The sequence below is a fragment of the Bacteroides clarus YIT 12056 genome (assembly GCF_900129655.1).
Taxonomy (GTDB): Bacteria; Bacteroidota; Bacteroidia; order Bacteroidales; family Bacteroidaceae; genus Bacteroides; species Bacteroides clarus.
Map to the genome: position 1 here is coordinate 365614 of NZ_FQWK01000001.1, position 13882 is coordinate 379495.

A 13882-nucleotide genomic window follows, 5' to 3' on the forward strand; every position below is an offset into this window, starting at 1 on the left:
TAGATTATTTGATTATGCACAAAATTAAAGGAGTGATTGTGGGTATCCTCGCTTTTGTCACTATGGCTACGTATGCACAAAGTATAGTAGTTACTGGTAAAGTTGTTGACAGTGAGGGATATGAAGTTATTGGTGGTAGTGTCACTTTGAAAGGGGCTGCCGGTGTAGGAACTGTTACTAATGTAGATGGTAACTATTCTTTGAAAGTTAATAACGCATCAAAAGATGTTTTGGTGTTTTCTTATGTAGGTATGACATCCAAAGAGGTAAAGGTTAATGGGCAGAGCGTTATTAATGTTACTTTGGAAGCAGATGCTGTTATGTTGGATGAAGTGGTAACGATTGGTTATGCTACCGTTAAGAAAAAAGATTTAACAGGCTCTGTGTCTTCTGTGAGCTCTAAAGAACTGGCAGCTGTTCCCATTTCAGATGTAACTCAAGCTTTGAGTGGTAAAGTGGCTGGTGTGCAAGTAATTCGCTCTCAGGGTTCACCGGATGCGGATGTCTCAATAAAAGTGCGCGGAGGTACTTCTATTACCCAGAGTAATGAACCTCTGTATATAATTGATGGATTTCCTAGTGAAGACGGTTTAAAAGGAATTGAGTCTAGTGATATTGAGTCTATCGATATTTTAAAAGATGCTTCTTCTACTGCTATTTATGGTGCCCGGGGTGCTAATGGAGTAATTTTAGTTACTACAAAGGGTGGTAAAGCTGATAAGTTTAATATCAGTTATGACATGTATGTTGGATTCAAGAAAGTAAATAAGAAATATGATTTACTTGCTGTAGATGATTTTGTAAAGTTGGAGTATGAACGTGCTATCGATCAACCTGATATTATGCGTGATTATACAATTCCTACTTATGGTACTTGGGATGAATTTAATGGATTATATGGTAACCGAAAAGGAATAGATTGGCAAAAAGAAGTTTTTGAGAACCATTCCGCAACTACTCAGCAGCATAAATTCACGATTAGTGGTGGAAGTAAAACATCACAATATATGGTTACATATACTCGCAATGATGATAAAGGTATATGGTATGGTAGTGGTTTAAAAAGAGATAATTTCCGATTGAAACTTCATCAGGAGCCCGTTTCATGGCTTAATTTTTCAACAAATGTTAGCTATATTGATGAGAAAACTACTGGATTAGGTAGTCTTCAGGAAGGTGGTTCATATAGTCGTATGCAGCATGTAATTCAATACAGGCCGACTATTGGTAAGAGTGGAAATGATGCACAATTATTAATTGATGATGATGACCCTGTATTAATGCTGGAAGGTGCCAGTCAGATGCAAAGTCCGATTGCTTCTATCGAAAGTGAACAGATCGAGAAGCGTAATCGTATTCTTTCCATTAATGGGGATGTACAAATAAAAATAACGAAAGATTTGTCATATCGTGGTACTGTGGGAGTTCGTAAACGTACAATTAATGAGGATGTATTCTATTCAGAAAGGTCAAAACAAGCAAAAAATGCTGGAGCTCCTTATGGTTGGAAAGAGTTAGAAGAACAACAAAGTTTCATGTATAACAATGTACTTACCTATGATAAGTCATTTACTCCAGAGCATCATTTGACATTGGTTGGCGGACAAGAGTTTATAGAGTATAAAACTGATTACCTGAGGTCGGGTGCTCGCCAATTTGAGAAAGTTAATTTTGGTTTGGCTGATATGTCTTTAGGAGCAAGTCCTGACAAAGTTGTTACACGTCTTGAAAGCGATAAAATGTTATCTTATTTTATGCGTGCCAATTATAATTTCAAAGAAAAGTATCTTTTTGCAGCTTCACTACGTGCAGATGCTTCCAGTAAGTTTGGATCAAATCATAAGTGGGGAGTATTTCCTGCTGCCTCATTTGCATGGAGAGCATCGGAAGAAGAGTTTATCAAACAGTTGGGTGTCTTTTCTAATTTGAAGCTTAGATTAAGCTATGGTACTGCTGGTAATAATAAAATTGATAATTATTTGAGCCTATCAAAGATGGGGTCGGTATGGATTCCTTATAATGGTACAAGTACCGCATCAGGTTTTGTGAGTAAACAATTGTATAATCCTGATTTACAATGGGAAACAAATGTTACAGCCAATTTAGGTATTGATATGGGATTCTTGAATCAACGTGTTCAATTGAGTGTGGATTTATATAATATTGAAACGAAGAATCTGTTATTGGATGCACCTGTACCATTACTTTCTGGATATAAGTCGATGATGATTAATGCAGGAAAAACAAATAATAAAGGTATTGAGGTTGCTATTACCACTCATAATATACAAACAAAAGACTTTACATGGAGTACTAATTTAAACTTGTCACATAACAAGAATAAAGTAAAAGCATTGTATAATACGGACTATATGGAATTAATGTCTAATTGGGCTCAGACATCTGAATTCAATAAGGGTGACTATATGATTCGAGTAGGGCAACCATTAGGGCAGATGTATGGTTATCGTTTGAAGGGTATTTACACAGTAGATGATTTTACATATGATGCAGCCCAACAAAAGTATATTGTAAAAGAAGGAATACCTTATGATAAGAATTTTTATCCAAAACCAGGATATTGGAAGTTTGAAGATGTGGATGGTAATAAGGAAATAACGGAAGATGATAGGACTGTTATAGGTAATGCAAATCCGAAAATTTATGGTGGTTTAACCAATACTTTTACATGGAAAGGTTTCGATTTGAGTGTGTTTTTGAATTTCTCCATTGGAAATAAAATCTATGGAGCAAATAAAATGTACTATACTAAGTTTAATAACCGTTGGAGAAATACATTGAAAGATGAGGCGATGAGTCGTTTCACTGTGATCAATGATAAAGGTGAATATATTTTGAATGACCCCACACAGCTTGCTGCTGTCAATAAAGGACATAATTACGTATCAGTTGAAGGTAGTTCTAGTCTTTATTTCCATTCCGGATATGTCGAAGATGGATCGTTCCTTAAGATTAACAATATATCTTTGGGATATACCCTTCCAAAAGAGCTAGTCAGAAAAATAAAGCTTTCTAATATACGTTTTTATGCAACAGGATATAATCTTTATACATGGACTAAATATTCTGGATATGATCCTGAAGTCAATACATGTGCTAATAATGGACTAACTCCTGGTATTGATTGGGGTGCTTATCCTTCTGCTATTTCAGTTGTATTTGGAGCAAATATTACTTTCTAAATTTAAAATTATATACTTATAAAATTATGAAAACATTATATAAGAGATTAATTAGTATATCTATGGTTATTTTCTGGTCGGTACTACTCTTTACTTCTTGTGAAGATTTCCTTGCGGAAAAACCATATGATTTTTATGATGAACAAGACTTTTATAAAGATGTGTCGGAATTAGAATTAGCAGTGAATGGTGCTTATGAAGTATTAAGTCAAAAAATGACATATGGACATTTTATGTTAGTAAATGACTGTGATACAGATTTGAGCCATATAAAAGGTTCCGGTACAGGCCATACAGCTCGTGACTTAGGTCATTATAATATCTATACATCTCATAACTGGCTTGAGGAAGCGTGGGGATACTATTATACAGGAATAGACCGTGTAAATCGTATTATGGCAAATAAAGATCGTGTAGATTTACCAGATGAAACATCACAGGCAACCTTTAAACGCTTGATTGCAGAAGCAAGATTATTACGAGGTATCTGTTATTTTGATTTGGTACGTATGTGGGGAGATGTTCCTTTTAAATTGACAGCTTCTGATAAGACTGAGAATTTTGCTGTAACTCGTACAGATAGAGAAGAAGTATATCAGCAGATTGTAGATGATATGGAAGCTGCCGTTGCTGATTTGCCTTGGTATAATGAAGTTAGCTCGTACGAGGGACGTCCAACTAAAGGGGCCGCAATGGGATTACTTGCACGGGCGTATTTGTTTCGAGCCGGTTATTCACTACATCAAAATGGTAGAATGGAACGTCCTGATAACTATTTGGAATATTATAAGAAAGTGAAGGAAATCTGTGCGGAATTAATTAATTCGCATCGTCATTCTTTGAATGCCAGCTATGAGAAGGTGTTTAAAAATATTTGTGAGAATGTAATGGAACCCAGTGAAGTTATGTATGAGGTACAGTTCTATAATCCTTCAGGAGAAGATGACCATAGTAGTAAAATTGGTTCTTATAATTCTCCTGAGATAAATCGTAATTCTTCTTATGGTTTGGGTAACTCCTTTATTAAGACCACTCATTTTGCTTATGATCTTTATGAGGTAGGAGATATTCGTAGGGAGACAGCGATCGCTACCTTTAAAATAGATGCTAATGACAAGGTTATTGAAATACCACGTAATGAAAGCTATACATGGGCTCCTGGAAAATGGCGTAGAAATTGGATTCCTGGTCCTCCGAAAGACTTGGAAAATATGGATATTAATTTTATACTTTTACGATATTCAGATGTGCTTTTAATGTATGCAGAAGCTGTTAATGAGGTAGATGGTCAATTGGATCAATTGGGAATAGAATGCCTGAATCAGGTTCGTAGAAGAGCATATGGATATGCCCCTACTACGGCAAACTCTGAAATCGATTTTACAGCAGCAGATTTTCCTGATCAGAAAAGCGTACAGGATTATTTATTTGTTGAACGTGCAAGAGAGTTGTGTTTTGAAGGTTTTCGCCGTTATGACTTAATCCGTTGGAATAAATTAGCTGATACTCTTGATGATTTTGCGGTGAAATTTAATGCGGCTGTTGCTGATGGGACATTGAAATCTTATGTTTGGGCAGCAGGTAAATATTTTGAAGCGGGTAAACATGAGTTATATCCTATTCCTGCTTATGAGATTCGGGAGACCAAAGGAAGTTTGGTACAAAATCCTAAATATTGATTAAGTCTATATTAGCAATATAAACTCTGTTTTAAATAGTATAGGGTGGCGAAAACAAAATGTACTATCATAAGGCTGTTTTTTGTCACCCTATAATTATTTATATACATTATTATTAACTAATCTTATGGGAAAACTTTTCTTTATACTATTGTGTATAGTTATCAATATTTGTACTGTTAAGGCACAAAATATAAATGATTCGATCCGGGTCTTGTTTATAGGTAATAGTTATACTCATTTTAATAAGTTACCGGATGATATACAGAAAATTGCTGCTACCCAGAAGATAAAACTATCATATCAGGCTTGTATTAGAGGAGGATATTCTTTTAAAAAGCATTTACAGAAACAGGAAGAAATAGAAATAATAAAAAAGGGTAGATGGGATTTTGTAATACTTCAAGAACATAGCGAAGCGCCGGCTAAGCCAACTAAAGTTGTTGCACAGGAAACGTATCCCTATGCGCGAATTTTGGATAGCTTGGTACATATTAATAGTCCTGAAGTCCATGTCATTTTTTATATGACATGGGGACATAAAGATGGATGTCTGTCACCAATTGCTGATTATCCCATTATAGATACATACATAGGGATGCAAGAACGTTTAAAAACGAGCTATCTAGAAATGACTTACCAAAATAATGCATGGTGTGCTCCTGTAGGAATGGTGTGGCAACAAGTGCGTAGAGAACGTCCGGATTATGTTTTATATTGGCAAGACAGAACACATCCTTCGCCTCTTGGTACTTATTTGGCTGCTAATGTAATTTTCTCTACAATGTTTCAGAAACCTTACCAAACTTCCTATATAAAAGGCTTACAAGTAGAACAAGCTGAGTATATACAACAAACGGCACAGAAGATGGTATTAAGTAATTTGAGACTGTTGAATATCAATAGGTGAAATGCGTATATAGTGTGTGAGAACCCTTGTAGATTATCAGATTGAGTACTTAGAATAGAACTACCTAAATTTAGATTGTTATGATGGCTACTACATTAAATATTGCTTTATTGTTGTCTGCATTCTCATCTTCAGACTATAGTGTACAACGTGAAGAACAGCAGGAGAAACCTAATATATTATTTATTGCAGTTGATGATTTGAAACCTATTTTGGGATGCTACGGTGCTCCTCTGATAAAAACTCCCAATATAGATCGTTTAGCTACTTTGGGTACTGTTTTCCAAAATACTTATTGTCAACAAGCTATTTCCGGTGCTACTCGAGCTAGTGTGTTAACTGGTTTACGTCCGGATAAAACACAGGTTTATGATTTGATAACAAAAATTCGTGATATCAATCCTAATGTAGTTACTTTACCAGGATATTTTAAGGATAAAGGATATGTGACAACTGCCATAGGTAAGATTTTTCATCCGACGAATGTTATTAAAGAAGATGGTGAGTATTCATGGAGCATTCCTCATACAGAAGCGGAGGAATGTTTAGCAGAGGCATATGGTTATCCTGCTTTAGGATATTATCAACATCCTGATACAAAATTGTTGGTTGAGAAGTATGGGATGGAAGCTAAAAAGAAAGGTCTGAAAGATGCGGAAGCAGCAAGATATATATTATCTCATATAAAACCTTCGGTAGAGTGTCTTGATGTACCGGATAATGCTTATGTAGATGGAGCTGTAACTTTAAAAGCAAAGCAGCAATTGCAAACATTGACAAAGAAAGGAAAACCATTTTTTTTGGCTGTTGGCTATCATAAACCTCATTTACCTTTTGTTGCACCTAAAAAATATTGGGATTTATATGATAGGAAATCTATGCCTATTGCTGAATTTCAAGCACATGCAAAAGGCAGCCCTGAACTTGCATATCATCGTTGTGGTGAATTGAAAAAATATACTGATATTCCTGAATTCTGTATATTTACAGATCAATCTTTGCATACAGGTTTGGCTTTAGAAAAGCAGAAAGAATTGATACATGGATATTATGCATGTATTTCTTATTTGGATACACAAGTGGGGGAATTACTTGATACATTAGATTCTCTTGGTACACTTCACAATACAATTATTGTTTTATGGGGGGACCATGGTTGGCATTTGGGCGATCATGATTTGTGGAATAAGCATACGAACTTTGAGAATGCGACAAAAGTGCCATTAATAATAGCTGCACCGGGAATGTCATCAGGTAATGCGGATACTTTTGCGGAATTTGTTGATATATATCCCACATTGTGTGACTTAGCGGGTATTGGTATACCTTCAGATATTGATGGGAAGAGTTTAGTTCCGGCAATGGAAAACAAAAAGAGTAGGATTCGTAATTATGCTGTTAGTCAGTATCCGCGTAAATTTACAAAAGAAGAGGCTGATAGGCGAGGATATACCAGCACAACAATAATGGGGTATTCTTTGCGTACAGAAGGATATCGTTATACTGTGTGGGCTCATGATTTTACTACTAGACAATCTTTTAATGACGGAAAAATATATGCGGAAGAACTTTATGATTATCAAAAGGATCCATTGGAGACGATCAATGTTGTCACAGATAAAGAATACCTTAAAATTAAAGAAAAATTAAAAGATATGATGATGGATTTTTTCTCAAAGCAAATGGATAAATAGAGGAAAATAAATAGTTAATTGTTTTACAATGTTGTTGTTATGAATCGACTATCATATACACTATTGCCCCTTACCGCCCTCGGGTTCTCGGCTTGTACTTCCCCAAAGAAGGAGGTAAGTCGTCCTAACATTATCTTTATGATGACGGACGACCATACCACACAGGCGATGTCATGTTATGGCGGTCGTCTTATCCAAACTCCGAATATGGATAGGATAGCCAATGAGGGTATCCGTATGGATAACTGCTATGCAGTCAATGCGCTGTCAGGTCCCTCGCGCGCTTGTATTCTCACGGGTAAGTTCAGCCACATGAATGGCTTTACTGATAATGCGAGTACTTTCGATGGAAGTCAGCAAACCTTCCCGAAACTATTGCAGGCAGCAGGTTATCAGACATCAGTGATTGGTAAGTGGCATCTGATAACCGAACCGCAAGGGTTCGATTACTGGTGTATTCTGAGCGGACAGCATGAGCAGGGCGATTATTATAATCCCGACTTTATTGAAAACGGTAAGCATGTGGTGGAGCAAGGTTACGTGACCGACATAGTTACCGATAAAGCGATCGAGTATTTGGAACATCGGGACAAGAGTAAGCCTTTCTGCATGATGTATCATCAAAAAGCTCCCCATCGCAATTGGATGCCGGCGCCCCGTCATTTGGGGATGTTCAACAACACCACATTCCCGGAACCCGGCACGCTTTTCGATACATACGAAGGCAGAGGACGTGCCGCCAAAGAACAAGATATGTCGATTGAGCATACGTTGACTGATGACTGGGATTTGAAGTTGCTGACCCGTGAGGAAATGCTGAAAGACACTACCAACCGTCTTTATCAGGTATATAAGCGTATGCCGGCTGCCGTACAGGACAAATGGGATTCTGTCTATGCGCAACGCATTTCGGAGTATCGTAACGGAAACCTAAAAGGCAATGCGTTAATCAGCTGGAAATATCAGCAATACATGCGCGATTATTTGGCTACCGTAGTTGCTGTGGACGAGAATATCGGACGGTTACTCAATTATTTGGAAAAGACGGGCGAATTAGATAACACAATCATTGTCTATACTTCCGACCAGGGTTTCTTTTTAGGAGAGCATGGCTGGTTTGACAAGCGTTTCATGTATGAAGAGTGTCAGCGTATGCCGATGATTGTCCGATATCCCAAAGCAATCAAGGCGGGAAGCACATCGAATGCGATAGCTATGAACATAGACTTTGCTCCTACATTCCTGGATTTTGCAGGAGTAGAAATTCCGGATGATATTCAGGGAGAATCTTTGAAACCGGTTCTTACCAATGAGGGGAATGCGCCAGCTGATTGGCGGAAGGCAGCTTATTACCATTATTATGAATACCCTGCCGAACATTCGGTGAAACGCCATTATGGTATTCGTACGACTGATTTTAAATTGATTCATTTCTATAATGATGTGGATGAATGGGAAATGTATGATATGCAGAATGATCCGCACGAGTTGAATAATCTATACGGTAATCCTGAATATACTGCTAAACAAGCCGAACTTATGCTGTTACTGAAAGAAGTGCAGGAACAATATAAGGACAATGACCCTGATGAGAGGATAACGGAATTGTTTAAAGGTGACAGGCGTTTTATGGAGAATCGGTGAAAAGTAGAGGATTCTTTGCCCGAACTTGATATTTAACAGGAGAATACTTATATTTGCTACCAATCATTCATAAAATATATCTATGGACAATAAATTTGTAGTAAATATAGGTCGCCAGTTGGGTAGTGGCGGACGAGAAATCGGAGAGAAGCTGGCTGTTCGCTTGGGCATTGATTTTTATGATAAGGAACTGATTAACCTTGCTTCCGAAGAAAGCGGATTGTGCAGGGAATTCTTTGAGAAAGCGGATGAAAAGGCTTCACAGGGAATTATAGGTGGTTTGTTTGGTATGCGTTTTCCGTTCATAAGTGACGGAGCCATGCCTGCAACCAATTGCTTGAGCAACGATGCATTGTTTAAGGTGCAAAGTGATGTGATACGGAAGCTTGCTTCCGAGAAGTCCTGTTTGTTCGTAGGGCGTTGCGCCGATTACATTTTGCGGGATAATCCGCGTTGTGTCAATATCTTTATTTCTGCATCGCGCGAAGATCGGATAGTCCGTTTATGCCGTCTGCATTCTATTTCGGAGAACGCGGCAGAGGAGAAAATGAATAAAGCGGATAAGCGGCGTGCGGAATATTATAACTATTATAGTTATAAGACTTGGGGAGCGGCTGCTACCTATCATCTTTGTATTGATTCATCCGTATTGGGTATTGACGAAACGGTCAGCTATATAGAAGAGTTCATAAGGAAGAAACTGAAACTGTAGTTTGCGAGTTCGTTGGAGTGGGAATATATCATCACATAAAAAAGCCCTCTGAATAAGCTCAATAATCATTATAAATAAAATCGGGGAGAAATTTACTATAATTATAGTAAATTTCTCCCCGATTTTATTTATAGCTTGAAAGCACTCCTTGAACTAATCTTTACATCATTGCCAGCAATATCATTTGTCCCGCCAGAATACGCAGGAACATCGTTAACGGATAAACCGTAGAGTAACCTACTGACGGCGCATCGTTACCCGATGCCTGATTGGAATATGCCAGTGCGGGCGGATCGGTATTACTGCCGGCAATCAGACCCATTAACGTGAAGTAATTGACCTTGCAATAAAGTCGGGCAATAATGCCGATTATCAGTAACGGAATGGTGGTAATCAGGAAACCATAACCCACATAAGATAAACCGCTTCCTTCCACTACTGTTTGTACAAAATGCTCTCCCGCCTCTATTCCCACGCTGGCAAGGAACAGTACGATACCTATCTCACGCAGCATTAAGTTGGCGCTCATGGTGGTATATGTTACAAGATGAAGTTTGTGTCCGAAGCGTCCGATAAGGATGGCCACTACCAGCGGACCGCCTGCCAGACCTAATTTCACCGGAGTTGGCATGCCGGGGAATGCAATAGGCAGGCTGCCCAATAAGATACCCAGGAATATACCTACGAAAATTGTAACGATATTCGGCGTATCCAGACGTTTCAGCTGATTACCCAATACGCCGGCTACACGCTCTACGGCATCTTGTTGCCCTACAACCATTACGCGGTCACCCACTTGGAGCACCAGATTAGGATCGGCAAATAAGTCCATACCCGAACGGTTGATACGTGTTACGTTTACACCGTACATACTGCGGAAGTGCATGCTTCCCAGTTTCTTTCCGTTGATTTCCGACTTGGTAACCAAGATACGGCGTGAAACCATGGGAGTATCCTGCTTCTCCCAGTCTACTTGGATTTCCTTACCGATAAAGGCTGTTACGGCTTCAGCATCCTCCTCGGAACATACGATGAACAACTGGTCACCGATGTGGAATTCCGTGTCTTGGTTCGGGATGCTGACATGCCCTTCGTGACGAATGCGGGAGCATACGAAAGAACGTCCCAGGAAGTCTTTCACCTGAATCAGCTTTTTACCGTCGATAGCTTCATTACGCACTTCCAGATGCAGCATATGCGGCATGTGTTTCATATCGGTTTCTTGCGTATTGAGTTGCTCTTCTTCCTTTTTCAGATTGATGCGGCAGATATAACGCACGGCGATAATAGCACCGATGATACCCACTACGCCGAGCGGATAGGCGCAAGCATATCCCAATGCAATAGGATCACCTGTATAGTTCAGCTGGTTCAGCGCTTCTTGGGCGGCACCCAAACCGGGAGTATTGGTCACGGCACCGTACAGAATACCTACTATCATCGGAAGGTCTATATTACCGTCAATGAAGTAAATACTCAATGCGACAACGATATTCAGTGCCACAATGCCTACGGCAAGCATGTTTAGCGTCATACCCCCTTTCTTGAAAGAGGAGAAGAACGACGGCCCCACTTGCAGACCGATACAGAATACAAATAAAATCAAACCGAATTCTCGGATGAAATGCAAAATGTGTGTTTCACCTGTAAATCCGAAATGCCCCATCAGAATACCGGTAAAGAGTACAAACGTCACTCCCAGCGATACTCCGAAAACTTTAATCTTGCCCAACAGTACCCCTACGGATATAACGAATGCGTATAAGCAGACGATATGCGCAACGGATGTCGGGTCCCAAAGAAGACTTTCTAACCAGTTCATAGTACCTTATTATATATTGCTTTAAAAATTTTGCGCAAAATTACTTAATAAAGGGGAGGTAACAAAAGGTTTGCCTTTCTTTTTGTAATACCAACTTTGCAAAAGCATGGGGTATGCGGGGAATATGTCTTGAATAAGGATGAACATAGTGCTATCAGTAAGTGCAATTTTCTCTAAAAAGCCTTTTTGTTTTAAGTATTTCCTTATATTTGCAAGTCTCTTGATGACAAAATGAATACTATTCATCTATTTTAATTTTAAATAAACTATGGCAGACAGTAAAGAAAAACTCTTCTCGGACTTTTCTCCGGTTTCTACGGAACAGTGGATGGAGAAAGTAACCGCAGACTTAAAAGGTGCGGACTTTGAGAAAAAGCTCGTTTGGAGGACGAATGAAGGATTCAAAGTGAAACCTTTCTATCGCATGGAAGACCTCGAAGGTTTGAAGACCACAAATGCTCTTCCCGGTGAGTTCCCGTACCTTAGAGGTACAAAGAAAAACAACAATGAGTGGTTCGTTCGCCAGGAAATAAAGGTGGAATGTCCTAAAGAAGCCAATGCCAAGGCATTGGATATCCTGAATAAGGGCATCGATTCACTCTCTTTCCACGTGAAAGCCAAAGAACTGAGTGCGGAGTATATCGAGACTTTGCTGAAAGACATCTGCGCGGAATGTGTGGAATTGAACTTCTCTACCTGCCAGGGACATGTGGTGGAGTTGGCGGAACTTTTGGTCGCTTATTTCCAAAAGAAAGACTATGACCTTACGAAGTTGCAGGGTTCTATCAACTATGATTATTTCAACAAGATGCTGGCTAAGGGTAAAGAGAAAGGTGATATGGTAGCTACTGCCAAAGCCTTGATTGAAGCTACTTCCGTTCTTCCGAAATATCGCGTGCTGAATGTAAATGCGCTGACACTCAACAATGCGGGTGCATATATCTATCAGGAATTGGGCTATGCGTTGGCTTGGGGTAATGAATACATGAACCAACTGACCGATGCCGGACTGCCGGCAGCTCTGGTAGCCAAGAAGATTAAGTTTAATTTCGGTATCAGTTCCAATTATTTCCTTGAAATCGCAAAATTCCGTGCAGCCCGTATGTTGTGGGCCAATATCGTAGCTTCTTATAATCCGGAATGTCTGCGCGATTGCGAAAACAAAGGCGAACACAATGAATGCCGCTGTGCTGCCAAAATGAGAATACATGCGGAAACCTCGACTTTCAACCTCACTTTGTTCGATGCACATGTAAATTTGTTGCGTACGCAGACTGAGGCTATGAGCGCTGCTCTTGCGGGCGTTGACTCTATGACAGTGGTTCCGTTCGATAAGACGTATGCCGCTCCCGATGAATTCTCGGAACGTCTGGCGCGTAACCAACAGTTGCTGTTGAAAGAGGAATCTCACTTTGACAAGGTGATTGACCCTGCTGCCGGTTCTTATTACATCGAGAACTTGACCGTGGCTATTGCCAAGCAAGCTTGGGAACTGTTCCTTGCAGTGGAAGAAGAGAGCGGTTTCTATGCCTCTGTAAAATCCGGTAAGGTACAGGCAGCCGTGAACGAAAGCAATACGGTTCGTCATGCGGCTGTTGCCAAGCGTAAGGAAGCGTTGTTGGGTACTAACCAGTTCCCGAACTTCAACGAAAAGGCGGGCGACAAGAAACCTTTGGAAGCCTCTTGTTGCTGTGGCGGACACAGCACTTGCGAAAAGGATGTTCCTTCACTGAACTTCGACCGTGCCGCCAGCGAATTTGAAGCATTGCGTCTGGAAACGGAAGCTTCGGGCAAGCGTCCTAAGGCGTTTATGCTGACTATCGGTAACTTGGCAATGCGCCAGGCACGTGCTCAATATTCTTGTAACTTCCTGGCTTGCGCCGGATATGAAGTTGTTGACAACCTCGGTTTCCCGACCGTAGAGGAGGGTGTGGAAGCAGCGATGGAAGCTAAAGCCGATATTGTGGTTCTCTGTTCGAGCGATGATGAATATGCGGAATATGCCGTTCCTGCTTTCAAAGCTTTGAATGGTCGCGCTATGTTCATTGTTGCCGGTGCTCCTGCCTGCATGGACGAGCTGAAAGCGGCAGGCATCGAGAACTTTATCCATGTTCGTGTCAACGTTCTGGAAACATTAAAGGAATTCAACAAGATATTAATCAAGAATTAAGAATGAAAAATGAAGAATAGGCTGAGCATTTATTCCGCATGGTAATTC

General features: G+C 39.7%; 9 protein-coding genes. 7 read left to right on the plus strand and 2 right to left on the minus strand.

What is annotated here, in order from left to right:
- Nucleotides 1-14 precede the first annotated feature (14 nt).
- The 6 genes from BUB52_RS01400 (at nt 15) to BUB52_RS01425 (ending at nt 9842) form a co-directional block, all read left to right on the plus strand.
- Complete coding sequence (locus tag BUB52_RS01400; RefSeq protein WP_009123118.1) at nt 15-3203, plus strand: SusC/RagA family TonB-linked outer membrane protein; 3189 nt, start codon at nt 15-17, stop codon at nt 3201-3203.
- A gap of 26 nt (nt 3204-3229) precedes the next feature.
- Nucleotides 3230-4882, plus strand: a complete 1653-nt coding sequence (locus BUB52_RS01405) for a RagB/SusD family nutrient uptake outer membrane protein (protein ID WP_039951093.1) — start codon at nt 3230-3232, stop codon at nt 4880-4882.
- Between the two features lie 127 nt (nt 4883-5009).
- A complete protein-coding gene (locus BUB52_RS01410) occupies nt 5010-5792 on the plus strand; it encodes an SGNH/GDSL hydrolase family protein (RefSeq protein ID WP_009123120.1) in 783 nt (260 codons plus the stop codon).
- Between the two features lie 80 nt (nt 5793-5872).
- Complete coding sequence (locus BUB52_RS01415) at nt 5873-7486, plus strand: sulfatase (RefSeq protein WP_009123121.1); 1614 nt, start codon at nt 5873-5875, stop codon at nt 7484-7486.
- 39 nt (nt 7487-7525) lie between these two features.
- Nucleotides 7526-9130: a sulfatase family protein gene (locus BUB52_RS01420; protein ID WP_039951095.1), complete on the plus strand. Its 1605-nt coding sequence runs from the start codon at nt 7526-7528 to the stop codon at nt 9128-9130.
- An 82-nt stretch (nt 9131-9212) separates the two neighbouring features.
- Complete coding sequence (locus BUB52_RS01425) at nt 9213-9842, plus strand: cytidylate kinase-like family protein (protein ID WP_009123123.1); 630 nt, start codon at nt 9213-9215, stop codon at nt 9840-9842.
- Between the two features lie 160 nt (nt 9843-10002).
- Here the strand turns inward: BUB52_RS01425 and BUB52_RS01430 are convergent, their stop codons facing one another.
- Both BUB52_RS01430 and BUB52_RS01435 read right to left on the minus strand, forming a co-directional pair.
- Nucleotides 10003-11664 (minus strand): putative transporter, encoded by a 1662-nt coding sequence (locus BUB52_RS01430; protein ID WP_009123124.1) that lies wholly within the window; start codon nt 11662-11664, stop codon nt 10003-10005.
- Between the two features lie 21 nt (nt 11665-11685).
- Nucleotides 11686-11910, minus strand: a complete 225-nt coding sequence (locus tag BUB52_RS01435; RefSeq protein WP_009123125.1) for a hypothetical protein — start codon at nt 11908-11910, stop codon at nt 11686-11688.
- 22 nt (nt 11911-11932) lie between these two features.
- On the opposite strand from BUB52_RS01435, the gene mutA reads away from it, so the two are divergent.
- Entirely contained in the window at nt 11933-13834 is a 1902-nt protein-coding gene (mutA, locus tag BUB52_RS01440; protein WP_009123126.1) for a methylmalonyl-CoA mutase small subunit, read from the plus strand.
- Nucleotides 13835-13882 lie beyond the last annotated feature (48 nt).

Bases quoted from the DNA above. Each gene is read 5' to 3' on its own strand.
- BUB52_RS01400 (WP_009123118.1), top strand. From the start codon at position 15: ATGCACAAAATTAAAGGAGTGATTGTGGGTATCCTCGCTTTTGTCACT.
- BUB52_RS01405 (WP_039951093.1), top strand. From the start codon at position 3,230: ATGAAAACATTATATAAGAGATTAATTAGTATATCTATGGTTATTTTC.
- BUB52_RS01410 (WP_009123120.1), top strand. From the start codon at position 5,010: ATGGGAAAACTTTTCTTTATACTATTGTGTATAGTTATCAATATTTGT.
- BUB52_RS01415 (WP_009123121.1), top strand. From the start codon at position 5,873: ATGATGGCTACTACATTAAATATTGCTTTATTGTTGTCTGCATTCTCA.
- BUB52_RS01420 (WP_039951095.1), top strand. From the start codon at position 7,526: ATGAATCGACTATCATATACACTATTGCCCCTTACCGCCCTCGGGTTC.
- BUB52_RS01425 (WP_009123123.1), top strand. From the start codon at position 9,213: ATGGACAATAAATTTGTAGTAAATATAGGTCGCCAGTTGGGTAGTGGC.
- BUB52_RS01430 (WP_009123124.1), bottom strand. From the start codon at position 11,664: ATGAACTGGTTAGAAAGTCTTCTTTGGGACCCGACATCCGTTGCGCAT.
- BUB52_RS01435 (WP_009123125.1), bottom strand. From the start codon at position 11,910: ATGAATAGTATTCATTTTGTCATCAAGAGACTTGCAAATATAAGGAAA.
- mutA (WP_009123126.1), top strand. From the start codon at position 11,933: ATGGCAGACAGTAAAGAAAAACTCTTCTCGGACTTTTCTCCGGTTTCT.